This window comes from Alphaproteobacteria bacterium (assembly GCA_017308135.1).
Taxonomy (GTDB): Bacteria; Pseudomonadota; Alphaproteobacteria; order CACIAM-22H2; family CACIAM-22H2; genus Tagaea.
The window spans coordinates 424,197-448,002 of record JAFKFM010000009.1 but is presented as its reverse complement, the minus strand read 5'-3'; the positions used below and the strand labels follow the sequence as shown (position 1 = coordinate 448,002).

Genomic DNA, 23,806 nt, shown 5'->3' with positions numbered 1-23,806 from the left:
CATGGAAAAGCGCTTCGACCCCAAAACGCTCGCGCCCGCGATCTACGACGCGCAAATCAAGCTCGGCATGGCGGTCAAGACAAGCGGTCTCGATCTCGCGCTGATCGAGCTCGCGCAAGTGCGCGCGTCGCAGATCAACGGCTGCGCCTATTGCCTCATCCTGCATCTCGCCAACGCGCGTAAAGCCGGGGTTTCGCAGCGCAAGCTCGACCTGATCGCCGCTTGGCGCGACACGCCCGAATTCGACGCGCGCGAACGCGCGGCGATCGCGTGGTCGGAAACGCTGACGCATATCTCGCATGGCGGCGTGCCGGACGAGGCCTATAAGGCCGTGCGCGAAGCGTTCAACGAGACGGAGATCGCGCAGCTCAGCTTCGCGATCGGCCTGATCAACGCCTGGAACCGCGTGATGGTCGCGGCCGGCGCTCCGCCCCCGTAAGACTCTAAATCTTCATCGCCGCGATGCGCTGAACGATCGCCGGCTTCGGCGCGTCGATATAGCGATCCTCGAACGCGACGATCACGAATTGGTTCAGCGTGCGCGCGACCAATTCGTTAGGGTCGAGCAGAAAATCCGGATTGTCGGGCTTGCCATAGGCTTCGTTGCCGCGCGCGAAGGTCTCGTAGATCAGAATGCCGCCGCTGCGGATCGCGGCAAACAGATCCGGGAAGAGCGGCCGGTGGAGATAATTGGTCACCACCGCCGCGTCGAAGACCTGCCCCTGGAGCGGCCAGGGCGAACCGTCCTCGAGATCGGCCTGGATCGCCGTCACGCCGGGCAGATGGGCGAGTGCCGAGACGTCCTTGTCGACCGCCACGACCTTGCGCCCGTGCCAGGCGAAATAGCGCGAGTGCCGCCCGCCGCCGGCGGCGAGGTCGAGGACCGTGCCGCTTGGGGCGACGAGCCCGGCATGGGCCTCCACCCAGGGCGAAACCTGCTGCAAAGCGTGGTGGGGGTTCATTTTCCCTCTCTTGCATTTCCGGCGTGCGGGCGCCAAATAGCGATCATGATCGTGTTCGACTTGCAGTGCCGCAAGAAACACCGGTTTCAAAGCTGGTTCAAGGACGGCGCGTCGTTCGACCGCCAGGCCAAGCGCGGCCTGGTCGAATGCCCCGTTTGCGGCGACGTGAAAATCGAAAAGGCGCTGATGGCGCCGCGTTTGGCCGGGACCAAGAAGTCCCGCAAGCGCTTGCCCCTGCCCGCCGAGGCGGTCGCGAACGAAGCCTCCACGCAAGTTGCCGCCGGCCCCGATCCGGCGACGGCGAAGGCGGCGGAACTGCACAAGGAACTCGCCAAATTGCGCGAGCATGTCGAGAAGAACTTCGAAAATGTCGGCGCGGATTTCGCCGAACAGGCGCGCGCGATGCACTATGGCGAGCGCGCGCATAAGAACATCTACGGCGAGACAAGCGACGAACAGGCGCAGGAACTCGCCGAAGAAGGCGTGCCGGTCGCGCGTATTCCTTGGGTTCGCCGCAACGCCTGAGGCGTATTAGCGCTTCGCTTTGACCTCGATCGGCACGCCGGGCATGTGCTTGGTCGTCTTGATCGTCAGCGCCGATTTGACGGTCGAGACGTTCGGCGCGGCCGTCAACTGCGTGGTCAGGAATTTCTCGTAGGCGTCCCAATCGGCCGCGACGACTTTCAGCAGGAAGTCGGTCTCGCCGGTCAGCATGTGGCACTCGCGGACCATCGGCCAGGAATCGATGAGTTCATGAAAGGCCCGGAGGTCGACTTCCGCCTGGCTTTTGAGCGACACCGAAGCGAACACCGTCACGCCATATCCCAGCGCATGGGGGTCGATCTCCGCGTGGTAGCCGCGGATGATCTTGGCTTCCTCCAGCACGCGCACGCGGCGCAGGCAGGGCGGGGCGGATATGCCGGCCCGCTTGGCGAGATCGACATTGGTCATCCGCCCATCCGCCTGAAGGTCGTGGAGGATCTGGTGGTCGACGTCGTCGAGCTTGTGGCCGCGCATAATTACTGTCCGGTAACCTGGGTGAATTGAAATAATGTTAGCAATCGCCGGGCCACGCGCCTAGCCCTGTGTAAAAAAATTGCGCGAAACCCAAGCGGGGGGTAGGGACCGCACGCCATGACGAACCGCCCGCGTACCGCCTGGATCATCAGCCCCGGCCAAGTCGGCATGAAGGCCCAATGCCGGGGCCTCGCCGAGGCGCTGGACCTGACCTACGAATTCAAAGACGTGAAATTCCGCTGGCCCTATCGCTGGCTGCCGGAACGGCTGCTGACCGGCAATCCGTTCGACATGCTGGAAGCCGATAGCCCGCGCGTCGATCCGCCCTGGCCCGATGTGGCGATTACGCTGGGATCGCGCTGTGCGCCGATCGGGGTGGCGATGAAACGCCGCTCGGGCGGCAAGGTCGTCGCCATCCATGTGCAGAAACCGGCTGTGCCGCCCGAATGGCTCGATGCCGTCATCTCACCTTGGCATGACGGTTTGAAGGGCGCCAACGTCATCGAAACCGAGGCCGCGCTGCATTACGTGACGGCGGCAAAACTCAGCCAGGGCGCCGAGGAATGGCGCGCGACCTTCGCACCGATCAAGCGCCCGCTCGCCGGAATCATCCTCGGCGGGTCGAACGGAATGCGGCGCTATCGCTTCTCCGACGAAGCCGTGGCGCGCATCGACGACAACATACGTAAGCTCGCCGCGTCGGGCGTGGGCTTGGCGCTGACGACCTCGCGCCGCACCGATGCGAATGCGCGCGCGAAACTCGTGCGCACTGTGCGCGACCTCGGCGGCTTCGCCTACGACACCGAAGAAGGGGGCCCCAATCCCTATCTCGGCATTCTGGCGCTGGCCGATGCGCTGATCGTGACCGAGGATTCGGTATCGATGACCAGCGAGGCGCTCTCGACCGGAAAACCGGTCCTGGTCGCCGATTTGGACGGCAAATCCGGGCGCATTGCCGCCTTCCAGGCGGAAATGCGCCGCCAAGGCCGGACCCGCGCCTTCGAAGGGCGACTGGATACTTGGACCTACGATCCGCCCCGGGATACCGAACGCGCGGCCCTTGAAATCAAACGCCGATTTGGCTGGGGATAAGAATTCAAAATTTTTTTGGACCCGCTAGGCGTGCGCAAACATGCCTGATAGGTTTGCGCTGTACGCATAGCGGAGTCCGATTCCATGCCCCAGACCCATCGCACCAAGGTTCTCATCATCGGGTCGGGGCCCGCCGGTTACACCGCCGCGATCTATGCGACCCGCGCCAATTTGTCGCCGATTCTGGTGCGCGGCATGCAGCCGGGCGGCCAGCTTTCGATCACCACCGATGTCGAGAATTTCCCCGGCTTCGAAAAGGCCATCCAAGGCCCGTGGCTGATGGAGCAGATGTACAAGCAGTGCGAGCATATCGGTACGCTGATCCTCGAAGACCTGATCGTCGATATCGATCTTTCGAAGCGCCCGTTCGTGGCGAAGGGCGATTCGGGCGATAGCTACATCGCCGACACGGTCGTGATCTGCACGGGGGCGCAAGCGCGCTGGCTCGGCATCGCGAGCGAGGACAAATTCCGCGGCGGCGGCGTTTCGGCTTGCGCCACTTGCGACGGCTTCTTTTTCCGCGGCAAGAAGGTCGCGGTCGTCGGCGGGGGCAACACGGCCGCCGAAGAAGCGCTCTACCTCACCAATCACGCCAGCAAGGTGACGCTGATCCATCGCCGCGATTCCTTGCGCGCGGAAAAGATGATGCAGGCGCGCCTGCTGAAGAATCCGAAGATCGAGATTATCTGGAACGCGGTGGTCGAGGAGATCGTGGGCGAGGATTCGCCGATCCCCGGCGGTGCCGCGACCGTAACAGGTTTGAAGCTGAAGGACACCGTGACGGGTGCGGCATCGTCGATCGCGGTCGACGGGCTGTTCGTGGCGATCGGCCATGTGCCGGCGACGTCGCTGTTCAAAGGCAAGCTCGCGATGGATGCGGAGGGCTATCTGCTGACCAAGCCCGATTCCACCGCGACCGACGTGCCCGGCGTATTCGCGGCGGGCGACGTGAAGGATAAAATCTTCCGCCAGGCGGTGACCGCCGCGGGGATGGGGTGCATGGCGGCCTTGGAGGCCGAGAAATTCCTCGCCCACGAGGAAAGCGCCCATCTCGCGGCCGCGCAATAAGGCGGAAGGGCAGGGAGCGACGTTCCGATGGACTGGGACAAACTAAGGGTGTTTCACGCGGTCGCCGAGGCGGGGTCCTTCACCCATGCCGGCGACAAGCTGAACCTGTCGCAATCGGCGGTCAGCCGGCAGATTTCGGGTCTGGAAGACTCGGTGTCGGCGCCGCTGTTCCACCGCCATGCGCGCGGCCTCATCCTCACCGAGCAGGGCGAGCTGCTGTACAACGCCGTGCGCGAGGTTTTCGCCAAGCTCGCGATGGTCGAAACCCAGCTCGCCGAGACGAAGGAAAAGCCGACGGGCTTGTTGCGCGTTACCGCGACCGTGGCCTTCGGCTCGGTGTGGCTCGCCCCGCGCTTGGGCGAGTTCCTCGACCAGTACAAGGACGTGCAGGTCGAGATGAAGCTCGACGATCGCGAACTCGATCTTGGCATGCGCGAGGCCGATTGCGCGATCCGCATGCATCCGCCCCGCCAGGGCGATCTCATCCAGCGCCATCTTCTGTCGGTGCATGTGCATGCTTACGCGAGCCAAGCCTATATCGACCGTCATGGCATGCCCAAGACGGCGACCGATCTCGATAAGCACAAGCTGATCGTCTATGGCGACGATCCCAATCCGCCGTTCCCGAACGTGAATTGGCTGTTGGAGGCGGGCACGACCGGCGGGCGCAAGCGCAAGCCGACCTTGCGCGTGAACAACGTCTACGGCCTGTTGCGCGCGGTCGAAAGCGGCATCGGCATCGCCGGCTTCCCCGATTACATGGCCAATCAATCGGAGAAGGCGGTTCGCATCCTGCCCGAACTCGAAGGCCCGACCTACGAGGCCTATTTCGTCTATCCGGAAGAACTGCGCAGCTCCAAGCGCATCGCGGTGTTCCGCGACTACCTTGTCCAAAAGGTTGCCGAATCTCAGTTCTAATCGGTTACCGCCTAGGCGGTAGCGGGTTGTTCGTTGTGCGCTGCGGCGAAAATCGACGTGGTTCGTAGCGCTAAAAACGACAAAAACGCCTTTTCTACGAAAGGTTTAGGTGGGCATGCGAAGGGCGCAAGCCTTCCATGCCATTTTTGCCATTTTTTCAAGCAGTTTAGTCCCTATGTTTGTCTTGTCGGTTTTGCGGCGCACCTAGCGCCCTTGCCGAAGGGCCCTCTCTTCGGAGCGGGCGGGGTTCTCTGAACCCTACGTCTCCCAGACGTGAAGCCTCCCTGTTCAACTCGCCCGGTGCATTGCACCGGGCGTTTTTTTTATTTTCCCGATAGGGAGCGGAGCAGTTCCGACTTAAGTGCAAAGCTCGCCTGGGGCGATATTTTGGCCTTGGCACGCAGCATTGCAGAGTTTGACAGCTGTGCTGTTTAAGTCACGTTGCGGCAGAAGGTAGGGTCATCCACCAACATGCAATACCGGCTGCGATGTTGAGCAAAAATTGCAAAACAAGCGACGCAATTAGCTTAAGCGCACTATTATTCGCTTTTGCGGCTAATTTATTCAACGCATCAAGGTCGCCATTGGTGATTTGGAACAAGCTTATATGTCTCGATCGGTTTGCCCATCGAGACATCTTTATAGTGAGATCATGGCAAAACCCGTGAATAATTAAGAATAAGCCGAAGATCATTGGCGCTGCTGTCAATTGATCCCTGATGTCTGGAAGCCGCGCAGCCCAAAGGGAAGCCAGGGTTGCAGTTAGAAAAGGAAGGAGAGCGAGGCCGAGTTTATCTAGATAAAATTCATATTTTAAATAGAAGCCATGAATATTCAGAAAGGAATGAGGCTTGTTTCGGGCTTCAATCCAATTCTGAATGCGCAAGAAGACTTCATCAGAAAAGTTCTGGGTCGCTCCATCAACTGTTACACAAGTCGATCCCATCTCAAATTGAAAGTTATCAAGATCACTTGGCGATTTTGAGAGCGCTGCTTGAAGGAATACTAAAGGATTAATCGGATTTGATATCCTGACGGTAATTGTCAATTCGTTTCTGACTTCATCGATAGTTTGTGCGATTCCCCACCGAGCTACAATTCGTTCGGTTTGTTTGCCAATTGGGATGGTCGTCATTTGAGTTAGGTCGGAGGTAACTCCGTCATGATGTGTCTGATCTGAGAATGAAATTAGAAATGAAAAGGTTGGGGTTTCGGTTGCCGGCGCCGATGCTAGTTTTTCACTTACACTCTGAAATAGTTCTTGAAGGGCGGTGACATCGCAAAGGAATTGTTCGGTGAATACCTTCGTTATCGCCCCTAGTCTCGATCGAGTTATTTTGTATGGCTTTCCAAGTACAGCAATAGCGCCGGACAAATCAGACACCGAGCTTCCCCTATTGTTTTGAGCGACAATCCATCATTTTGTAAAATGTTGATTATTTTTCATAGATTGAGTCAAGATAAAACAAATCTATTCCAATAATAATCGTAATCTCGGGCTTAATTGTTTTGCGATCTATCCGATCTGCGACGTAGCGTCGCGCCGTACCTCGCAATTGCGCTGGATCAAGGCCGCCGGGGGGTGGGGACGGGCATGAAGCCCCGGTCAACCCCGCGAGGCTATCGTTCCTATGGCGTTTATCGATCTCGACGCGTTGCGTGCCGCCCCGTTGCGCCGCGAGCCCTTCGACCATTTCCTGGCCAGCGGCATCTTGCGCGAAGGGGCTGCGGAAGAGATCGAGCGCGACTTTCCCAAGCTGTCCGGGGCGGGGCTTTATCCCGCCGACGAAGCTGGCGGCGGTCCCGCCTTTCGCGCGCTGATCGATGAAATCCAAAGCCCCGCGTTGCGGGCGGCTTACGCCGCGAAGTTCGGCGTCGACCTCGACGGGCGGCCCTTGATGGTCACGGTGCGCGCAAGGGCGCGCGCGAGCGACGGCAAGATCCATGTCGATTCCACCGCGAAATTCGTCACGTCGCTGCTCTATCTCAATCGGCCGTGGGCGAATGCGGGCGGGCGTTTGCGCTTCCTGCGCGGGCCCGGCGACATCGACGACTACATCGCCGAAGTGCCGCCCGATGCGGGCACGCTCGTCGCCTTCCGCCGCACCGAAAACTCCTGGCACGGCCACAAGCCCTTCGAAGGCGAGCGGCGCTACGTGATGTTCAACTGGATGACCGGCCGCGCGATCGCCGCGTGGGAAATCGCGCGCCATCGCGCTTCGGCCTTCGCCAAGCGTCTTCTCTCCGGCGGCGAGGAGGCCGCGTGATCATGCAAATCGTCGATATCTGCGCCGTGAAGATCGCCGATGCTTTCGCCGCCAGCCTCGCCTCGGCGCGCATCCGCGAAACGCCGTTCCGCCATTGGCTGCTGACCGACGCGTTACCCGACGAAACGCTGACCGCGCTCGCCGAACTGCCCGCGCCGCCGGCCGAGATCGGCGACACGCAAGGGCGGCGCGAGACGCATAACTCGAGCCGCCGCTTTTTCGCCCCCGGCGATTTGTGGGACGGCACCTGCCAAGCGGTCGCGCAGACTTTCCAAGCGCCCGAAACGGTGGCAATGCTGGCCGACGCGACCGGTGCGCCCTTGGAAGGGGCAAGCCTGCGCATCGAATATTGCCAGGATCGCGACGGGTTCTGGCTGGAGCCGCACACCGATATCGGCGCCAAACTTTTCACCATGCTGGTCTATCTCGGCGACGATCCGGCGATGGGCACGGATATCTACGATGCCGAGAAACGCCATCTCGGTGCCGCCCCGTTCGGCTTCGGGCGCGGGCTGATTTTCGTGCCCGGCGACGACACGTGGCACGGCTTCGAAAAGCGCAAGATCGACGGCGTGCGCAAGTCGATCATCGTCAATTACGTGAAGCCGGAATGGCGCTCGCGCCACGAGCTGGCGTTTGCCAACGCCCCGGTTCTATTCCCGAATTAGCGATCTTTGCTGCATTGCACAAAAGTCATTTGACCCCCGCCTGGGGTAGGGGGATAGTGCCGACACCGGATGCGTGACCGCGTCGGGCGACCCGTCTTCGAACATGGGCGCCCCGGTCATCCCCGCCGGTGGAGCGAAACGTCCGATTCCCATTGTTTGGCGAGGGAGCCGGGCGAAATGCGTTACTTCCGACGTTTACATTCCTTCGATGCCGAGGCGCTGACAGCACATCTGGTCGCGCTGGATTCGCGCGACCGGCGTTCTCGGTTTTCCGCCCCGGTCTCGGACCAAGCGATCCGCGCCTATGTCGCGGGGATCGATTGGCGTCGTGCGGCCATCGTCGGTTGCTTCGACGGCGCCAATCTGATCGGCACGGCGGAATTGCATTTGCCGGCCGCTGGCGATTTGTCGCGCGAGGGCGAATTCGCCGTCGCGGTGGCGCCCGGGCGGCGCGACGAAGGCTTGGGCAGCGAATTTCTGCGCCGCGTGATCGTGCTCGCGCGCAATCGCATGCTGCGGCGTTTGCGGATGGTGTGTCTACTCGACAACGGGCCGATGCGCCGCATCGCGCGCAAATTCGGCGGCGAGCTCGACATCACCGATGGCCAAGCCTGGGCCGATCTGCGCTTGCCGTTCCCCGACCCGCTCTCGCTCGCCAGCGAAGCCTACGAGGAGGGCTTCGGCCTCGCCGCCGCGATGCAAACGCGGCACGGGCTGGCACCCGTCTAAGCGCGCTTGAGCGCCGCTTCGAGATTGTCGGCGAACTCGGCGGCGCCGAAGCGCGGTCCCGCCCAAGCGGCGCCCGCAGCTGCGAGGCTTTGCGCGAACTTGGGATCGTCCATCACGCGCGCGATCTGGCGCGCGAGGGCCGCGCCATCACCCGGCGGATAGAGCAAGCCGGTCGTGCCGTCGTCGATCAATTCGCGCGTACCGCCCGCATCGCTCGCGATCACCGGCACGTTCGCGCGTAACGCTTCGACCGTCACGCGGCCGAAGGCTTCGTTGCGCGACGTGACCAGCACGGCGTTGGCTTTCGCAAGCTTTGCCCCCAGATCGCGCACATGGCCGTGGAAATGTGTTTGCGCGTCCACGCCGCCGTCGCGCGCCGCATCGCGCAAACGCGTGGTGTAGCCTTCGGCCCCTTCGCCGAAGAAATGCAGATGCGGGCGCTTATTCCCGCGCGCCAGGATCGTCAACGCGGCGATCGCATCGGCTTGGCCCTTTTGCGGGTTGAGCGAGCCCGGCAAGGCGAGATGGAACGCGCCCGAGGGCTCGTAATCGGGAACGTTCGCCGCCGGTGTCGGATCGATGCGGTAATAGACGCGCGCGATTTTCCCGCGCGGCAGGAAATTCGCGTATTTCGCCGCGACGGCGTCGGAATTGACGATCGCGAGCGACGTCGTGCGGCGCATGATCGCGGCCGCCCACGCGTCGCCGCCCGCGAATTCCAGACCATGATCCTCGCGGCCGAATTCGTGGATCCACCAGACGTGTTTGAGCCCCGCGCGCTCGGCGGCAAGCGCGCCGACACCCAGCACCATCGTGTTGGTGACGACGAGATCGGGTTGCGCGTCGCGCAACAGCGCGGCCAAGGCGGCGATGGCGCGCCACGTGCGCCAGCGCAGGCGCCACGCTTTGCGGCCTTTGGTGCTGGCCCAAAGCGGCAGATCGACGATGCGATGTTTGACGCCGAGTTTTTCCAATCGCGCGATCATGCTGCCCGCATCGGGCATCCACACTTCGGCGCTATGGCCGCGCGCGATCAGCGCTTCGATCCCCTCGACCATCGCCGAGGTCGCCCCGCCCAGATCGCCTTGGTGCGAGAGGAAGAGAAGCTTCACTAGAAGCCGAACATGTGGTCGAGGCTGAAGCGCCCATCGGGTTCGGCGAGCCCGTGATAGCCGAACAGGCGGCAGGTCCGATCGCGGATCAGCACATAGCCGCCGCCGGCCGCTTTCGCGATATCCGCCTTGGCGAAATGCTCCGACACGCGCCACAGCCGCGAGCCCGAGCACGGGATCGCGAGCGACGATTCGGCGAACTTGGTGCCGGTGGCGTCGTGCAGTTCCAGCACGGTCTCGGATGTCTTCCGCCACGGCGTGGAGGCGGGATAGATCAAATGGCAGAACGCGTCTTGCGCGTCGACGCCGAGGCTGAGGAACAGCCGCGTCGTCAGACCCGGCGGACGGCCGATATAGGATTGCGGCTCGTTCTTGAACACGAGGGCGGTGTTGAAGATATGGCTGCCGAAGCTCGTCTCGGCGGCATGCGCGGCGCCGGCTTTGCGCGCGTAGCGGAACAACGCGTGGATCCAGCCATCGCCGCCGCCGCCGTCGCGGAAATCGTAGGACAGTTCGACATGGCCGTAGCCGCCGGCGAGATCGGCGGTGAGGGGCACTTCATGCGCATGGTCGCGCGCGAGATTGCCGAGGAACTCCTCGCGCGCCAGCGCGCCGTCCTTGTCGTAGAAGCGCGCGATCAGCGGCAGCGTCGCTTGGCCGCGCGCCATCGGCGTGGGCAGCGCCACGCCGGTGAAATCGGCGAGCGGCAGGATCGGGGCGGGCAGGATGAAGCCCTTGCCGAAATCCGCCCCCAGTTTCGCGATATCCGCATCGGGCTTCAGATCGCTGCGCTCGACATTGGCGTGCGCGACGTGGCGCTTGCCCGCAATCTCGACCTCGTAGCGCGGGCGCACGACGAATTTGCCCGCATCCATCTCGATCTGCTGCGGCCAGGACAAAGACGGCAGCAACTCGCCCATATCGACCGCGCGCATGCCGAAGCCGGGGATCGGTGCTTTCATCGGCACCCATGCGTCGGTCCCCATGCGCGCGAATTTCACGCCGTCGGCGGGGATCGGGCAGGAATGCGCGTTCTGCACCCATACGCGCACGCGTTCGCCCGTGCGGGGGGCGGGAATCCCGGCGTAATAATCGGCGGGCCATGGGTTCGCGTCGTGGGTGCAGGTGATTTCGTCCTTCCCCCAGAAATCCAGCGCGTATTTCAAAACGTCGTGGCCGGTCACGTCGATCATGTGGATGAACAACTGACCGACGAAATCGCCAAGCCCGAAACGCTGGCGGACCTCGCGGCTATCGACCGTGAAGGCCGATACGCCCGGCGCCAAAGTTTCGTCCCAGGTGGCGAGGGGCCGGCCGTCGGCATCGAACAGGCGGAACCAGGCGCGCACGTTCTTGGCGCCATAGCCCGCCCAGTAATTGGCGCTGACCATGCGCGAATGGCGCTGGGGTTCGTCGACGAACAGCACGAGATTCGTGACGAAGTTATAGGTCGACAGATAGCGCTTCTTGTCCGTGATCAGCGCGTCGGGAATGCGCATCGCGTCGAGTGTGGCGACCGCAACGCCGTCTTGCAGCCACGGCTTGATCTGGGCGATCAGCGGCTCGGTGTCGAACGCGGCGACGAAAACCGCTTTGGCGCCCGACGCGGCGATGCGCGAAACCGGTTGGACCTTCAGCCCCGCGATCTCGCGGCCGATATGGGCGTGGTTTTGGCCGTAGAGCCCGGCGATTTCAATGCCGGAGAAATCCTGCAGCGACGATATGGCCGCCCAAGCGCCGAACGGATCGTAGATCGCGACGGGGCCTTTCGCCGCCAACTCGGCCGCGAGTTTGCGCGCGGGTTCCACGGCCAGCGGATGGCCGACCGCGCGGAATAGCGCGTCGCCGCCCGTGCGGTTGTCGAAGGTCTCGATCGGAAGGGCGCGCCGCGCCGTTTCCGGGCGGGCGGGGGAAGAGTCCGGCATGGCCCGGATATACGCCCGCCCCGCCGGATTCTCAACGTGTTAGGCCCAGAGCCGTTCGTCCTGGCGGTTGGTGTACAGGTCCGCCACGTAATCGCCGTAGCCGTTGAAAAGCTGCGTGGGCACGCGCTTGCCGGTCCCAAGCACTTCCTCGCTCGCCTGGCTCCAGCGCGGATGGGCGACGCGCGGGTTCACGTTCGCCCAGAACCCGTATTCGCTGGCCTGAAGCTGTTCCCAGAACGTCTTCGGGCGCTGGTCGGTGAAATTGAAGCGCACGATCGATTTGACGCCCTTGAAGCCGTATTTCCACGGCGTGACCAGGCGCAAGGGTGCGCCGTTTTGGCGCGGGATCGGCTTGCCGTAAAGACCGGTCGCGATGAAGGCGAGTTCGTTGGTCGCCTCGTCGATCGTCAGGCCTTCAGTATAGGGCCAGGGATACCAGGTCGCGCGCTGGCCGCTGGCGACCGACGGGTTCTGGAACGTCTGCATCACGACGTATTTGGCGCTGGAGGTCGGCTTGCACCATTCGACGAATTGCTTCAGCGCGAAGCCCGACCACGGCACGGTCATCGCCCAGGCTTCGACGCAGCGGAAGCGATAGACGCGTTCCTCCAGCGTCATCGCCTTCAGGATATCGTCGAAATCCACCGTGCGCGGCTGTTCGACCATGCCCTCGATGCGCACCTGCCAGGGGCGGATCGGCAGTTTCTCGGCCGCGCGCCAGATGGTTTTCGAGGTGCCGAATTCATAGAAATTGTTGAACGTCGTCGCGTCGTTCTCGGCCGAAATCTCGCGATCGACGCGATAGCGCATGTTGCGCATCGCCGGATACAGCCCCGCCGACGGATCTTCCTGGGCGATCGCATTGCGCCCGCCGCCAAGCAATCCGCCGGCAATCATGCCAAGCCCTGCGCCCAGCGTGCGCCGGCGCGTCCACAAGGCTTCGGGGGTGGTTTCGCGTTCGGGAATTTCCCAGCCGCGGGGGCGACGGATCAACATGGGTTTCGTCTCCGAATGAATCTGTCTCCGGCGTTTCGCTTTACGTAAGCCGGAAGTTACTAGATCGCGCCGTCGCGCGCTTTTTTGCGCAACTGTTCGACCTGGCCGCGCACATTGGCCATATGGGGGTTGATCGCCAGGGCCTTTTCCAAGACCTCCAGCGCCTTGTCGGGGTGGTTTTGGCGCATCGCGATCAGGCCCAAGCCCGACAGCGCGCCGAAATGGCGCGGCTCCAGCTCCAAGGTCTTCTCGGCGTCCTTGCGCGACTCCTCCAGCCGGTCGAGCAGGAACAGCACGGTCGCGCGGCGGTTCCAGCCTTCGGCGTAATCGGGCTTCAGGCCCGTGATCGCGTCGTAGATCGCGAAGGCGCCGAACATGTCGCCGCGATTCTGCGCGTCGAGCCCCAGGCGCATCAGCGAGTTGATCGCACCATCGTCCGGCTCCAGCCACACGCGCCAGATGGCGTTTTCGTAGATCTGCGCCTCGCGCGCGTCGGCGGCGGCTTTCAGCTTTTCGAACAGCGGGTCGAGGCGGGCATCTTGCGCTGCGTCGGCCGGAACGGCGGCGAAGACGAGCATTACGGCGAGGGCCATCGCCCTACCGAGGTCCAGCATCGATGCCAAGCGCCCCGAAATACGCATGGGGGAAATCATGCGCGCCCGCCGGGCGGCTGTAAACTTGCATTTTCGGGCAGGCGAAGGTCTAACAAGGGGAATGTCCGCCGACAGCCATTTCGCCCGGGATTACACCGGCGCGCGGGAGAAATTCCTCGCCGCCGCCAAGCCCCATGCGACGCGCTATCGCGCCTTCCAAAACCCGCTGCGCGGGCCCCGGGGCGAACAGCTTTTCTGCGATGCCGTGTGGTCGGGTCCGATGGTCGCCGACCGCGTGCTGGTCACGATTTCGGCCACGCACGGCATCGAAGGTTTCTGCGGCTCGGGCGCGCAAACCGCGTGGTACGCGACAGGGGCGTGGCGCGAGATTCCGCCGGACGTGGCGCAGCTTCATCTGCATGCCGTCAATCCGCACGGCTTCGCCTGGCTGCGCCGGGTGAACGAGGACAATGTCGACCTCAACCGCAATTTCGTCGACCATATCCGCCCCTATCCCGAGAACCCGGCTTACGAGCGCCTCGCCCACGCGATTTGCCCGAACGAATGGACCGAGGCGTCGCGCAAAGCCAGTGCCGCGATCCTGGCCGAGTTCGCCAAGCGCCACGGCGATTTCGCCCTTCAGGGCGCGATCTCCTCGGGCCAGTATTCGCATCCCGACGGCGTGTTCTTCGGCGGCCACGCGCCCACGTGGTCGCATCGCGTGATCCGCACATTGTTCGCCGATTGGCTGTATCTGTCCAAGCGCATCGGGATCGTCGATTTCCATACCGGCCTGGGCCCGCGCGGCTATGGCGAGATCATCTGCGGTCTGCCGCCCACGCATCCCGGCAGCAAGCTGTCGCAAGCGTGGTACGGCGCCGATTTGACTTCGCCCGAAATGGGCACGTCGACATCGCCGCCCTTGCACGGCACCAACGGCGAAGGCTTCGCGCGGTTCCTGGCGCACGCCGCGTTTTCGCATGTGGCGCTCGAATACGGCACGCTGCCCGTACCCGACGTGCTCGACGCGATCCGCGCCGACAATTGGCTGCATCTGCACGGCGACATCGCGGGCGAAGACAGCCGGCGCATCAAAACGCAGATGCGCGACGCCTTCGCGCCCGCCGACGCCGCTTGGCGCGACGCGGTGTGGACCCGCGCCGACGACGTTCTGCGCAAGACCGCGTTCGGTCTCGCGTCCGCTTGATTTTTCTTTGACGGAGTAAAACCCATGTCGCTTCGCGCCCAGCTCACCGACGCCCTCAAGGAATCGATGAAGGCCAAGGATCAGGTGCGCACCGACACCATCCGCATGGCGATCGCCGAGATGAAGAAGCGCGATATCGACGCGCGGGCCCTCGGCAACGCGAATGGCATTCCCGATACCGAATTGCAGGCGGCGATCCAGAAGCTGATCGCTTCGCGCCGCGATTCGATCGTCATGTACGAGAAGGGCGGGCGGCCCGAATTGGTCGCGAAGGAGCAGGCGGAGATCGCCGTGCTCGAAACCTTCCTGCCCAAACAGCTCGACGCCGCCGCGATCGAAGCGGCCGCGAAGGAAGAAATCGCCGCCGCCGGGGCGACGTCGGTCAAGGATATGGGCAAGGTGATGGGCGCCATGAAGGCGAAATTCACCGGCCAGATGGATCTGGGCCTCGCCTCCGCGACCGTCAAACGCCTGCTGGGCGGTTGATCAAGCGGCCCACGGATCGACGACCGATACGCCGACGATCTCGGGGAAGTGCCGAACATTGCGCGTCGCGACGGCCAGGCCATGGACGGACGCCGTCGCGCCGACGATCAGATCGATACCGGATAGCGTGATTTTTTTCGCTGCCGCTTGGCCGGCGATCCTTCCCCATCGCGCGAGGACGCGATCGTCGATCGGCAGCACGCGCTCGCCATAGCGCGCACGGATAGCGGCGGAGATGGTCGCCAAGCGGCGCCAATCGGTATCGCCCTCGGCTTCTAGTTTGGCGATGCCTTTGGCGATCTCGGCGAATGTGAAGGCACTGACATAGAGATCTGCGTCAGGTTTCGAATTCAGCCAAGCGACGGCGCGTGGATCGGGCGCACGCTTCATCGCTAAGCTGATCACGTTGGTGTCGAGCAACCAACCGTTCACGGCGAAAAATCGACCTCGCGGTCGAAGGATTCGTCGCGCGCTGGCTCGAACTTGTCGAACGCGAAGCTCGCCAGGAAGTCGCCGAACGGCAAGTCGGGCCTAGTCAGCGATTCGAAGGCGTCCGCCGACAGCACGACGACCTCGCGCGCCTTGCGGCCGTCACGCGGGTTGCGCACGACGCGCTGTGGCGATTTGAGCGCGCGCTCGAACACTTCTGAGAAATGCGTTTTCGCGTCGCGGACGGTCCAGGCTTTGTCGGATTTGACGTTTTTGCTCATAGTAGTCACAGAGACTACAGATGATTCTGTAACCCGTCCAGGTACCGCTTGACGGGCCCACTCGCGAGGGGCCAAATCCGCCGCACGCCGCCCCGCAAGTCTGTGGAATACGGGGATATTTCCGGCGCTGCATGAAGGATTGGGCTCTGCGGCGATGGCGTTTCCCCCGGCTTTTCTCGAGGAGCTGCGCGCAAGGCTGACGCTGTCGAGCCTCGTCGGCCGGCGCACGCGCCTCGTCAAAGCGGGGCGCGAATACAAGGCGTGCTGCCCGTTCCATAACGAGAAGACACCGTCCTTCTACGTCAACGACGACAAGCAATTCTTCCATTGCTTCGGCTGCGGTGCCCATGGCGACGTGATCGGCTTCACGATGCGCGCCGATCATCTGTCGTTTCCCGAAGCGATCGAGAAATTGGCGGGCGAGGCGGGGCTCGACGTGCCGCGCATGGGCCCGGCCGAGCGCGAGAAGGCCGAACGCGCGAAGACGCTGGGCGACGCGGTCGAAGCGGCCTGCGTCTGGTATCAGGAAAAACTGCGCGCGCCCGAAGGCCGCGCGGCGCTGGCCTATCTGCACGGGCGCGGTCTTAGCGACGACACGATCGAGCGTTTCCGCTTGGGCTATGCGCCCGAAGGCTGGCGCAATCTCGCCGCCGCGCTGAAGCTGCGCGGCTTCGACGAGGCGATGCTGCTGGAAGCGGGCTTGATCGCGAAGCCCGAAGACCGGCCCGAGCCGTTCGACTTTTTCCGCAACCGGGTCATGTTCCCGATCACCGACCGGCGCGGGCGCGTCATCGCCTTCGGCGGGCGCGTGATGGACGATTCGAAGCCCAAATATCTCAACAGCCGCGACACGCCGTTGTTCCACAAGCGCGGCAATCTCTACGCGCTCGACAAGGCGCGGCTTGGCGTGGGCGAGCGCAAGGCGACGGCGCTGGTCGCCGAAGGCTATATGGATGTGATCGCGCTCCATCAGGCGGGGTTCGTGGGCGCGGTCGCCCCGCTCGGCACGGCGCTGACGGAAGAACAGATGGAAGCGCTGTGGCGCATCCATCCCGAACCCGTCGTGTGCCTCGACGGCGACGCCGCCGGCCAGCGCGCGGCACTGAAGGCGGCCGAGACGGCGTTGCCCTTGCTCAAACCCGGCCGCGCGCTGCGCTTCGCCGTGTTGCCGGCGGAGGACGATCCGGACTCGCTGATCAAGCGCGACGGGGCGGCGGCGTTCGAACGCTTGCTCGAACGCACGAAGGGCATCGACGACGTCGTTTGGGAAAGCGAACTCGCCAAAGGCCCGGTCGATACGCCCGACCGGCGCGCGACCCTCGACGCCGCGTTGCGCGCGCGGCTGGCGCGGATCGCCGACAAGACCGTCCAAAAAGCCTACGAGAACGAGTGGATTTGGGTCCGGTTGCGGCGCCTTGGCCGGCCGGAACCGGTGCGGCCGCGCCTGGCGTTTTCGGGCGCCCCCCGGCCGCCGGGCAAGGGACGACGCGAGTCCGTCGGCCCCCGCGATTTCGGCCTGCGGACCGCCGGTAATCCCGACATTCTGGGGCGGCGCGCCCAGAAGCTGCTTCTGACCGCCGTGCTCAATCATCCGGAGCTGCTCTGGGAGAACGCCGAAGCCTTTGCCGAGATTGGGTTTTCCGATCCCGTGGCGGCGCGCTTGCGCGCGGCATTGCTGGATTGCGCGCATGAGGCCGCCGCAGCCCAGTCTCCGCTTGACTCGCAGGGCGTGATCGCCCACTTATCCGGCATGGGTTTGGCCGAGGAAGCGGCATCGCTGACGAAGCCAAGCTCTTACGAACACGGAGCTTTTGCCGGTCCGGGCGCGTCGCAAGACGAAGCGCGGGCGGGCTTTCGCTCCGTCTTGTCGTTGCTGGCGCGCCCGCGGATCGAAGAAGAGCTTCGTGAAGCTGCGCGCGCGGTCGCCGACGCCCCGGAGCCGGAATTGCTGGCGCGGGTCGATGCGCTGACCGCGATCTTGCGCGATTTGAACGCGCAAGGCGGCGGCGACGAAGACGACGCTTACGGTACGACGTAACGCGCGACGCGATGTTCATTCGGCGGAAAATGATCCGCCCCGAGGTCGAAGCCATATGACGTCCAAGGTTAAGCCCGTCCCCGCCGCCGTTCCCCCGCGCGACGAGGCCCCCGACGCGCCGCTCCTCGATGTCACCGCCGCCGCCGTCAAGAAGATGCTCGCCCGTGGGCGCGAGCGCGGCTACGTCACCTATGACGAAATCAACGCCGTTCTGCCGCCCGACCAAGTGTCGTCGGAGCAGATCGAAGACACGCTCGCGTTGCTGTCCGAGCAGGGCGTGAACGTCGTCGAAAGCGAAGACGCCGACGACGAAACCGCCGAAGCGCCCGCCGCCGAAGAAGGTGCGGAAGCCGAAGAAGGCGGCGAACCCGTCGCCGCGAATCAAAAGGCGCCCGTGCCGGCGAAGGTCGGCGGCGAGGAAGCCGAAGAGGAAGAGGAAGAAACCAGCAAGCGCGGCAATATCGACGCGGATTCGATCGGCCGCACCGACGATCCCGTGCGCATGTATCTGCGCGAAATGGGCTCGATCGAATTGCTGAGCCGCGAAGGCGAAATCGCCATCGCCAAGCGCATCGAAGCCGGCCGCGAGAAGATGATCTCGGCGCTGTGCGAAAGCCCGCTGACGATGCGCGCGGTCGTGCATTGGCGCGACGCGCTGGTCGACGGCAAGATGCTGCTGCGCGACGTGATCGATCTCGACGCCACGAACGGCGGCGGGCCCGGCGGTTCGGGTGTCGCCATCGTGCCGGGCATGCCGGTCGTTGCGGCGCCGACGGACGACGCGGAACCCGCCGAAGGGGCGGAACCCGCCGAGGGTGCCGAACCCGCCGAGGGCGGCGAAAACGCCGAAGCGCAGAACGCGGATGCGGGCGAGGAAAACGTCTCGCTCTCCGCGCTCGAACAGCAATTGAAGCCCGCCGTTCTCGAAAAGCTCGAGACGCTCGCCGCCGTCTACAAGCGCCAGTTCCGTATGCAGGAAAAGCGCATGGAAGCGCTGCATGCGGGCAAGGCGTTCAGCCCGGTTTCCGAGAAGCACTACCAAAAGCTCAAATCCGAGCTCATCGGCATGATGGGCGAGGTGCATCTCAACAATATCCGCATCGAGCAGCTGATGAATCAGCTGTACGACCTCAACCGCAAGCTCGTGCAGGCCGAAGGCCGCCTGCTGCGCTACGCGGAGGAATGCGGCGTGAAGCGCGACGAATTCCTGTCGAAATATCACGGCAAGGAAGTCGACCCGCGCTGGTACGGGCGCGTTTCGCGCCTGACCGGCAAGGGCTGGAAGAAATTCACGATCAAGTACAAGAACGAGGTCCAGCAGCTGCGCAAGGACGTGTCGGAAATCTCCGAACGTTCGGGCCTGCCGATCGCCGAGTTCAAGAAGACCGTCGCCCAAGTCCAGCAGGGCGAGCGCGAAGCCGCGCGCGCCAAGAAGGAAATGGTCGAGGCCAATTTGCGTCTCGTGATCTCGATCGCGAAGAAATACACGAATCGCGGCCTGCAATTCCTGGATCTGATCCAGGAAGGCAATATCGGCCTGATGAAGGCGGTCGATAAGTTCGAATACCGCCGCGGCTACAAATTCTCGACCTACGCCACGTGGTGGATCCGTCAGGCGATCACGCGCTCGATCGCCGATCAGGCGCGCACGATCCGCATCCCCGTGCACATGATCGAGACGATCAACAAGCTGGTGCGCACCAGCCGCCAGATCCTGCACGAAATCGGCCGCGAGCCGACGCCGGAGGAATTGGCCGAGAAGCTCGGCATGCCGCTGGAAAAGGTCCGCAAGGTCCTGAAGATCGCCAAGGAGCCGATCTCCCTCGAAACGCCGATCGGCGACGAGGAAGATTCGCATCTGGGCGACTTCATCGAGGACAAGAACGCGGTCCTGCCGGTGGACGCGGCCATTCAGGCCAATCTGCGCGAGACCACGACGCGCGTGCTGGCCACGCTGACGCCGCGCGAAGAGCGCGTGCTGCGCATGCGCTTCGGCATCGGCATGAACACGGACCACACGCTCGAAGAAGTGGGCCAGCAGTTCAACGTGACCCGCGAGCGTATCCGCCAGATCGAAGCCAAGGCGCTGCGCAAGCTCAAGCACCCCAGCCGCTCGCGCAAGCTGCGTTCGTTCCTCGATACGTAAGGCGAAGCGCGGCAACCTTCGCGACGCTGCCAGCGGGGCCGCTCTCGACTAGGTTGCGGTTTTCGCCGTGACGCCCCTATACTCCGGAGCAAATCCGGGGTTCGGGGGGCGTTATGGGGCGGCGGCTTCTTTCGATTTTTTGCGTCGCGACAGTCGCCTTTCTGGGCGGCTGCGCTCCGGAAGTTCACAAGGGAAGGCTTCTGCCCGGTGCCGAAAAGGTCGCTGGTTTCGAGGTCGTGTATTTGACGCGATTGCCGCTGCCGGTGAGCGGGCACAGCACGGCCGGCCCGGTCAGTTCATTTGATCTCGACAAGATGCTTTCGGAGGCCTCGAAGGGGCTCGAAGAGCAAGTTCGAACGGGCTTTCGCACATTGCTCGAAAAAGACGGCCTCTATCGGCGTATTTCGATAGCGCCATCGCCTGAGCCGCTTTCCAATCCATTTGCCGCCGCCCAGATGCTGCAGCATCCCTACGCCGATCCATACGCGCTGATCGTCGTGCCGGCATCGTCGAATATTTACTGCGGCGGGTTTTTCGGCCGCGCTTGCCGCATCGACATCACCCTGGCGACGACGCTTTACGATACGCGTGCGCGCCAAGTGCGTTGGACCCAACGCGGCGGCGTCGTCGCGACGCCGGCATATGGCGCGCGCGGCGATGTGATCGGCGAGTATTGGGAGATGCTGTCGAAACAGTTGCGCGACGATGGATTGATCGATTGACGCGGCGGCGTTTCGTCAGGGAAATGGAAATCTCGCCATGTTAAAATTCGAATCTCGTCGACTTTGGGGCGCCTGCCTAGCGCTTGTTGCGCTTTTGACGCTCGGCGCGTGCGTTCAGCGCAGCGGATCGATGCAGCCGGCGAACAAGACGGCCCGGTTGGGGACGTTGATATATTCGCCGAACTTCGAAAGCCAGGCGATCGTCGTTGTCGGGCTGCGCCGGATGGGGGTTCCCACGTTCGGCTATACGATAGCGGGCGCCGAGGGCGAGAAAATCGACGGACGAGCGACACAGTCTTGGATCGGATTTTTCGGCACGGCGCCGCTTGGGCAACGCCTAACCTTGGCCGAGGATGAACTCGACTATCATATTCTACGGATGCCCCCCGGAAACTACGGCGTCATCCAAATAAACGCCGGCGTTCGATATCATCTTGTTTCATTTCAGCGCGCTTATAACGTTAATACACGCGAAACCTATGTATTCTCGCCGACACGCGAAACCTATTCTCATACGGACTTGATCGATCCGGTCGCCACGCCCGAAACGCCGATCTTCTCGGCGCGCGCCAACGAAGTCGTCTATATCGGCGATCTCGTTTTTGATGGCCGGAATCCCGAAAAGCGGAGTTTGGCGATCAGCGCATCGCCGGACGGCGCGCGGGCGGCACTTGTCGCGTTCGGCGAAACGCGACCGATGGAAACGCGAATGATGGTTCGGCCGACGGGGGCGGATGCGCGGGAGCTGAAGGCATCCCCCACGACGCCCGCCACGATCACGATTCAACAGCTCCGCTGATCGCCGGCTTCGCTTTCTGTTTATCCGCGCCGTCAACGACACCGGTTGGCGGCGCGCGCCAAACCGGCTAAACCGGTGCCGCCGGTTCCGGCGGGCCCGTAGTTCAGCGGTCAGAACGCGCCGCTCATAACGGTGTTGTCGCAGGTTCGAATCCTGCCGGGCCCACCGGAGCCGGGCGCGTCGCGCTTGCGCGGCCGCACCGCTTCGAGCCAAATAAGCCGAACGAAAATCCTGGGGGAATTCGCCATCATGTGGACGCCGTCCGAACGCTATCCCGATCCTTCCGTGCGCGTCCTCGATCCGCGCGGGGCCGGGCTCATCCCGATGAACGCCTCGGTCGAGCGGCTTTACACCGGCACGCGCTGGTCGGAAGGCCCGGTCTGGTTCGGCGACGGGCATTTTCTGGTTTGGTCGGACATCCCCAACAACCGCATGCTGCGCTGGACCGAAGAAACCGGCGCCGTCTCCGAGTTCCGCAAGCCGTCGAACTTCTCCAACGGCAACACGCGCGACCGGCAGGGCCGCCTCGTCTCCTGCGAGCATTTCACCCGCCGCGTCACGCGCACCGAATACGACGGCACGATCACCGTGCTGGCGGATAAGTTCGAGGGCAAGCGCCTGAACTCGCCCAACGACGTGGTCGTGAAGTCGGACGGCTCGGTGTGGTTCAGCGATCCGGCTTTCGGCATCCTGTCGGATTACGAAGGCGAACGGGCACCGAGCGAACTTCCGATGGCGTTCTATCGCCTCGATCCCGCGACCGGAAAACTGACGGTCGTCGCCGACGGCATGGACGGCCCCAACGGGCTGTGTTTCTCGCCCGACGAGAAATTGCTCTACGTGGTCGAGAGCGCGTCGCGCCCGCGCCGCACCTGGGTATTCGACGTGGTCGGCGACAAGCTCGCCAACAAGCGCCCCTTCGCCGATTGCGGCGAATTGGGCACGCCCGATGGCTGGCGCTGCGACGAGCGCGGCAATGTGTGGGCGGGCTGGGGCATGGGCGAGGGGCTGGACGGCGTGCGCGTCTTCGCGCCCGACGGCACGCCGATCCTGCATATTGATCTGCCGGAACGCTGCGCCAATCTGTGCTTCGGCGGCAAATATCACACCCGCCTGTTCATGGCGGCGAGCCACTCGCTCTATTCGATCTATACGAGCGTGCGCGGCGTGACGACAGCCTGAGGCAGGACGAGCAGCGCCGCGAAGGCGAACATCCAGCAGCCGACGGCGATCAGCGCCGCGTAGAGCGCGAGCGTGCGATAGGTTTCCTGCAGCACGCCGGCGATCATGCGCCGCGCGCGTTCGTCGAGCTTTTCGTCGCGCGCGCGCAGCAGAAACCAAGTCTCGGTGCGCTTGATGTCCTGGCGGTCGATCAGCGTGGCGCGCAAGGTGAGGATCATCGCCAACAGCGTCGTCAGGATCGCGCCGCTTTTGAAGGCGAGATAGGGCCACGCGGTGAGGCCGGCCATCACCGTGCCGACCGCCAGCATGAAGAACAGGCACGCGCGGCCGATCGACGTCATCGCCGCCGCCCGAATGCGTTCGATTTCCTGCACGTCGTCTCTCGCGCAAGGCCGGGGGGTAGAAGCCGCCAGCCTATCACCAACGGCCGGCGCCGTCAGGCGGCGAGGAGATAGATCAGCCGCAGGATACCCGGGATGGTCAGCACGGAAGCCGCCCCGGCCCAGATCCACAGCGACGTATTGGAATTGCGCAAGCCGGGGACGGCGCCTTCGGCCAATCCCGCCGGCACGCCCGACACCAGCAGCGTGGTCGTCGCGGTCAGCAGCGAGGCGAAATAGAACAGCAGCGACGGGTTGTCGGGCAGCCAGGACGGGACCCAAATCGGGGCGAGCGCGATCGTCAGGTCGAGATAGGGCGAAAACATGCCGTTGACGACCGACAGGCCCAGGATCAGCGCGAAAATCTGATGGCGTTCCATGGCGCCTCAGCCCCCCGCCCCGATCGGCGGCACCAGGCCCCAGCGCCACATGACCAGGAACGCGACGACGCGGATATGAAAGAGCCAGAACGCCGCGATCGGCGGCAGCATGAAGGGCCGCACGAAGCTTGGCGTGATGTAGCGCACCGCGATCAGCGCCCATTCCGTCAGCGCCACGAAGGCGCGCCAGATGTAGTTGGTGGGCTGCATCGACGGCACGAAAAAGGCGAGCAGGAAGCGGCCGACGCACGACCAGATGACGATCGCCAAGCCGTAATTGACGATCCAAAAAACCGGATAATTGAGGAAGAACTGGCTGTCGGTCATCGTGTTTCGTGAATGCCGCAACGCGCGCGGCCTGTCCATCGAAAGAAAGCCCGGCCGACAAAAATCGGCCCAAAGAAAAAGG

27 protein-coding genes and 1 tRNA gene are annotated in these 23,806 nt (G+C 63.6%); 16 read left to right on the top strand and 12 right to left on the bottom strand.

Annotated elements, in window-relative coordinates; genetic code table 11:
* Nucleotide 1: 1 nt before the first annotated feature.
* The gene (locus tag J0H39_15475; protein MBN9498154.1) at nucleotides 2–439 is read left to right on the top strand and encodes a carboxymuconolactone decarboxylase family protein; all 438 of its coding nucleotides are present in this window, start codon (nucleotides 2–4) and stop codon (nucleotides 437–439) included.
* A gap of 4 nt (nucleotides 440–443) precedes the next feature.
* Here J0H39_15475 and J0H39_15470 read toward each other — a convergent pair whose 3' ends face one another.
* On the bottom strand, nucleotides 444–962 hold the full coding sequence (locus J0H39_15470; protein ID MBN9498153.1) for a class I SAM-dependent methyltransferase: 519 nt from the start codon (nucleotides 960–962) through the stop codon (nucleotides 444–446).
* A gap of 45 nt (nucleotides 963–1,007) precedes the next feature.
* Between J0H39_15470 and J0H39_15465 the strand changes: the two genes are divergently transcribed.
* Entirely contained in the window at nucleotides 1,008–1,487 is a 480-nt protein-coding gene (locus J0H39_15465; GenBank protein MBN9498152.1) for a DUF1178 family protein, read from the top strand.
* Between the two features lie 6 nt (nucleotides 1,488–1,493).
* On the opposite strand, the gene J0H39_15460 is transcribed toward J0H39_15465, so the two are convergent.
* Nucleotides 1,494–1,979 (bottom strand): Lrp/AsnC family transcriptional regulator, encoded by a 486-nt coding sequence (locus J0H39_15460; protein ID MBN9498151.1) that lies wholly within the window; start codon nucleotides 1,977–1,979, stop codon nucleotides 1,494–1,496.
* A 117-nt stretch (nucleotides 1,980–2,096) separates the two neighbouring features.
* Between J0H39_15460 and J0H39_15455 the strand changes: the two genes are divergently transcribed.
* The 3 genes from J0H39_15455 to J0H39_15445 all read left to right on the top strand — a co-directional run bounded on the left by J0H39_15455 (nucleotide 2,097) and on the right by J0H39_15445 (nucleotide 5,057).
* On the top strand, nucleotides 2,097–3,071 hold the full coding sequence (locus tag J0H39_15455; GenBank protein MBN9498150.1) for a mitochondrial fission ELM1 family protein: 975 nt from the start codon (nucleotides 2,097–2,099) through the stop codon (nucleotides 3,069–3,071).
* An 84-nt stretch (nucleotides 3,072–3,155) separates the two neighbouring features.
* Nucleotides 3,156–4,139, top strand: a complete 984-nt coding sequence (gene trxB, locus J0H39_15450; GenBank protein ID MBN9498149.1) for a thioredoxin-disulfide reductase — start codon at nucleotides 3,156–3,158, stop codon at nucleotides 4,137–4,139.
* Between the two features lie 27 nt (nucleotides 4,140–4,166).
* Nucleotides 4,167–5,057, top strand: a complete 891-nt coding sequence (locus J0H39_15445; protein MBN9498148.1) for a LysR family transcriptional regulator — start codon at nucleotides 4,167–4,169, stop codon at nucleotides 5,055–5,057.
* Nucleotides 5,058–5,493: 436 nt separating this feature from the next.
* Here J0H39_15445 and J0H39_15440 read toward each other — a convergent pair whose 3' ends face one another.
* Nucleotides 5,494–6,441, bottom strand: coding sequence for a hypothetical protein (locus J0H39_15440; protein MBN9498147.1), 948 nt, complete (start codon nucleotides 6,439–6,441; stop codon nucleotides 5,494–5,496).
* 247 nt (nucleotides 6,442–6,688) lie between these two features.
* On the opposite strand from J0H39_15440, the gene J0H39_15435 reads away from it, so the two are divergent.
* From J0H39_15435 to J0H39_15425, 3 genes are all read left to right on the top strand, one after another.
* Nucleotides 6,689–7,324 (top strand): 2OG-Fe(II) oxygenase, encoded by a 636-nt coding sequence (locus tag J0H39_15435; protein ID MBN9498146.1) that lies wholly within the window; start codon nucleotides 6,689–6,691, stop codon nucleotides 7,322–7,324.
* A gap of 32 nt (nucleotides 7,325–7,356) precedes the next feature.
* On the top strand, nucleotides 7,357–7,992 hold the full coding sequence (locus J0H39_15430) for a 2OG-Fe(II) oxygenase (protein MBN9498145.1): 636 nt from the start codon (nucleotides 7,357–7,359) through the stop codon (nucleotides 7,990–7,992).
* A gap of 177 nt (nucleotides 7,993–8,169) precedes the next feature.
* Nucleotides 8,170–8,721, top strand: coding sequence for a GNAT family N-acetyltransferase (locus tag J0H39_15425; GenBank protein MBN9498144.1), 552 nt, complete (start codon nucleotides 8,170–8,172; stop codon nucleotides 8,719–8,721).
* On the opposite strand, the gene J0H39_15420 is transcribed toward J0H39_15425, so the two are convergent.
* Genes J0H39_15420 through J0H39_15405 form a run of 4 tightly spaced genes read right to left on the bottom strand, consistent with a single transcriptional unit; the run spans nucleotide 8,718 to nucleotide 13,407 of the window.
* Nucleotides 8,718–9,833 carry a glycosyltransferase family 4 protein gene (locus J0H39_15420; protein MBN9498143.1) on the bottom strand — a complete coding sequence of 372 codons (1,116 nt, stop codon included), beginning with the start codon at nucleotides 9,831–9,833 and terminating at the stop codon, nucleotides 8,718–8,720. The genes J0H39_15425 and J0H39_15420 overlap by 4 nt on opposite strands.
* Entirely contained in the window at nucleotides 9,833–11,758 is a 1,926-nt protein-coding gene (locus tag J0H39_15415; GenBank protein MBN9498142.1) for a hypothetical protein, read from the bottom strand. Before J0H39_15415 ends, J0H39_15420 begins: the two co-directional genes overlap by 1 nt.
* A gap of 39 nt (nucleotides 11,759–11,797) precedes the next feature.
* The gene (msrP, locus tag J0H39_15410; protein MBN9498141.1) at nucleotides 11,798–12,754 is read right to left on the bottom strand and encodes a protein-methionine-sulfoxide reductase catalytic subunit MsrP; all 957 of its coding nucleotides are present in this window, start codon (nucleotides 12,752–12,754) and stop codon (nucleotides 11,798–11,800) included.
* Nucleotides 12,755–12,813: 59 nt separating this feature from the next.
* Complete coding sequence (locus J0H39_15405; GenBank protein MBN9498140.1) at nucleotides 12,814–13,407, bottom strand: tetratricopeptide repeat protein; 594 nt, start codon at nucleotides 13,405–13,407, stop codon at nucleotides 12,814–12,816.
* A 61-nt stretch (nucleotides 13,408–13,468) separates the two neighbouring features.
* Between J0H39_15405 and J0H39_15400 the strand changes: the two genes are divergently transcribed.
* Complete coding sequence (locus J0H39_15400) at nucleotides 13,469–14,554, top strand: M14 family metallopeptidase (GenBank protein MBN9498139.1); 1,086 nt, start codon at nucleotides 13,469–13,471, stop codon at nucleotides 14,552–14,554.
* 24 nt (nucleotides 14,555–14,578) lie between these two features.
* Nucleotides 14,579–15,040, top strand: coding sequence for a GatB/YqeY domain-containing protein (locus tag J0H39_15395; protein MBN9498138.1), 462 nt, complete (start codon nucleotides 14,579–14,581; stop codon nucleotides 15,038–15,040).
* Here J0H39_15395 and J0H39_15390 read toward each other — a convergent pair whose 3' ends face one another.
* Both J0H39_15390 and J0H39_15385 read right to left on the bottom strand, forming a co-directional pair.
* On the bottom strand, nucleotides 15,041–15,472 hold the full coding sequence (locus J0H39_15390; GenBank protein MBN9498137.1) for a type II toxin-antitoxin system VapC family toxin: 432 nt from the start codon (nucleotides 15,470–15,472) through the stop codon (nucleotides 15,041–15,043).
* Nucleotides 15,469–15,750, bottom strand: a complete 282-nt coding sequence (locus J0H39_15385) for a type II toxin-antitoxin system Phd/YefM family antitoxin (GenBank protein ID MBN9498136.1) — start codon at nucleotides 15,748–15,750, stop codon at nucleotides 15,469–15,471. The genes J0H39_15390 and J0H39_15385 overlap by 4 nt, the downstream gene beginning before the upstream one ends.
* 154 nt (nucleotides 15,751–15,904) lie before the next feature.
* Between J0H39_15385 and J0H39_15380 the strand changes: the two genes are divergently transcribed.
* The 6 genes from J0H39_15380 (at nucleotide 15,905) to J0H39_15355 (ending at nucleotide 22,637) form a co-directional block, all read left to right on the top strand.
* Nucleotides 15,905–17,788, top strand: a complete 1,884-nt coding sequence (locus tag J0H39_15380) for a DNA primase (protein MBN9498135.1) — start codon at nucleotides 15,905–15,907, stop codon at nucleotides 17,786–17,788.
* A 55-nt stretch (nucleotides 17,789–17,843) separates the two neighbouring features.
* Nucleotides 17,844–19,934, top strand: coding sequence for an RNA polymerase sigma factor RpoD (gene rpoD, locus J0H39_15375; GenBank protein ID MBN9498134.1), 2,091 nt, complete (start codon nucleotides 17,844–17,846; stop codon nucleotides 19,932–19,934).
* A 251-nt stretch (nucleotides 19,935–20,185) separates the two neighbouring features.
* Entirely contained in the window at nucleotides 20,186–20,656 is a 471-nt protein-coding gene (locus J0H39_15370; protein ID MBN9498133.1) for a hypothetical protein, read from the top strand.
* A gap of 37 nt (nucleotides 20,657–20,693) precedes the next feature.
* Nucleotides 20,694–21,455 (top strand): hypothetical protein, encoded by a 762-nt coding sequence (locus J0H39_15365; GenBank protein ID MBN9498132.1) that lies wholly within the window; start codon nucleotides 20,694–20,696, stop codon nucleotides 21,453–21,455.
* A 92-nt stretch (nucleotides 21,456–21,547) separates the two neighbouring features.
* Nucleotides 21,548–21,620 (top strand) — tRNA-Ile (locus tag J0H39_15360).
* Nucleotides 21,621–21,704: 84 nt separating this feature from the next.
* Complete coding sequence (locus J0H39_15355; GenBank protein ID MBN9498131.1) at nucleotides 21,705–22,637, top strand: SMP-30/gluconolactonase/LRE family protein; 933 nt, start codon at nucleotides 21,705–21,707, stop codon at nucleotides 22,635–22,637.
* On the opposite strand, the gene J0H39_15350 is transcribed toward J0H39_15355, so the two are convergent.
* From J0H39_15350 to J0H39_15340, 3 genes are all read right to left on the bottom strand, one after another.
* Nucleotides 22,604–23,011 (bottom strand): hypothetical protein, encoded by a 408-nt coding sequence (locus J0H39_15350; GenBank protein MBN9498130.1) that lies wholly within the window; start codon nucleotides 23,009–23,011, stop codon nucleotides 22,604–22,606. The genes J0H39_15355 and J0H39_15350 overlap by 34 nt on opposite strands.
* A 62-nt stretch (nucleotides 23,012–23,073) precedes the next feature.
* Nucleotides 23,074–23,397, bottom strand: a complete 324-nt coding sequence (locus J0H39_15345; GenBank protein ID MBN9498129.1) for a hypothetical protein — start codon at nucleotides 23,395–23,397, stop codon at nucleotides 23,074–23,076.
* Between the two features lie 6 nt (nucleotides 23,398–23,403).
* The gene (locus tag J0H39_15340) at nucleotides 23,404–23,724 is read right to left on the bottom strand and encodes a YggT family protein (GenBank protein MBN9498128.1); all 321 of its coding nucleotides are present in this window, start codon (nucleotides 23,722–23,724) and stop codon (nucleotides 23,404–23,406) included.
* Nucleotides 23,725–23,806: the final 82 nt, after the last annotated feature.

Bases quoted from the DNA above. Each gene is read 5' to 3' on its own strand.
- J0H39_15465 (MBN9498152.1), top strand. From the start codon at position 1,008: ATGATCGTGTTCGACTTGCAGTGCCGCAAGAAACACCGGTTTCAAAGC.
- J0H39_15470 (MBN9498153.1), bottom strand. From the start codon at position 962: ATGAACCCCCACCACGCTTTGCAGCAGGTTTCGCCCTGGGTGGAGGCC.
- J0H39_15355 (MBN9498131.1), top strand. From the start codon at position 21,705: ATGTGGACGCCGTCCGAACGCTATCCCGATCCTTCCGTGCGCGTCCTC.
- J0H39_15385 (MBN9498136.1), bottom strand. From the start codon at position 15,750: ATGAGCAAAAACGTCAAATCCGACAAAGCCTGGACCGTCCGCGACGCG.
- J0H39_15455 (MBN9498150.1), top strand. From the start codon at position 2,097: ATGACGAACCGCCCGCGTACCGCCTGGATCATCAGCCCCGGCCAAGTC.
- J0H39_15445 (MBN9498148.1), top strand. From the start codon at position 4,167: ATGGACTGGGACAAACTAAGGGTGTTTCACGCGGTCGCCGAGGCGGGG.
- J0H39_15400 (MBN9498139.1), top strand. From the start codon at position 13,469: ATGTCCGCCGACAGCCATTTCGCCCGGGATTACACCGGCGCGCGGGAG.
- J0H39_15380 (MBN9498135.1), top strand. From the start codon at position 15,905: ATGGCGTTTCCCCCGGCTTTTCTCGAGGAGCTGCGCGCAAGGCTGACG.
- J0H39_15425 (MBN9498144.1), top strand. From the start codon at position 8,170: ATGCGTTACTTCCGACGTTTACATTCCTTCGATGCCGAGGCGCTGACA.
- J0H39_15365 (MBN9498132.1), top strand. From the start codon at position 20,694: ATGTTAAAATTCGAATCTCGTCGACTTTGGGGCGCCTGCCTAGCGCTT.
- J0H39_15460 (MBN9498151.1), bottom strand. From the start codon at position 1,979: ATGCGCGGCCACAAGCTCGACGACGTCGACCACCAGATCCTCCACGAC.
- trxB (MBN9498149.1), top strand. From the start codon at position 3,156: ATGCCCCAGACCCATCGCACCAAGGTTCTCATCATCGGGTCGGGGCCC.
- rpoD (MBN9498134.1), top strand. From the start codon at position 17,844: ATGACGTCCAAGGTTAAGCCCGTCCCCGCCGCCGTTCCCCCGCGCGAC.
- J0H39_15435 (MBN9498146.1), top strand. From the start codon at position 6,689: ATGGCGTTTATCGATCTCGACGCGTTGCGTGCCGCCCCGTTGCGCCGC.
- J0H39_15345 (MBN9498129.1), bottom strand. From the start codon at position 23,397: ATGGAACGCCATCAGATTTTCGCGCTGATCCTGGGCCTGTCGGTCGTC.
- J0H39_15340 (MBN9498128.1), bottom strand. From the start codon at position 23,724: ATGACCGACAGCCAGTTCTTCCTCAATTATCCGGTTTTTTGGATCGTC.
- J0H39_15475 (MBN9498154.1), top strand. From the start codon at position 2: ATGGAAAAGCGCTTCGACCCCAAAACGCTCGCGCCCGCGATCTACGAC.
- msrP (MBN9498141.1), bottom strand. From the start codon at position 12,754: ATGTTGATCCGTCGCCCCCGCGGCTGGGAAATTCCCGAACGCGAAACC.
- J0H39_15405 (MBN9498140.1), bottom strand. From the start codon at position 13,407: ATGATTTCCCCCATGCGTATTTCGGGGCGCTTGGCATCGATGCTGGAC.
- J0H39_15415 (MBN9498142.1), bottom strand. From the start codon at position 11,758: ATGCCGGACTCTTCCCCCGCCCGCCCGGAAACGGCGCGGCGCGCCCTT.
- J0H39_15395 (MBN9498138.1), top strand. From the start codon at position 14,579: ATGTCGCTTCGCGCCCAGCTCACCGACGCCCTCAAGGAATCGATGAAG.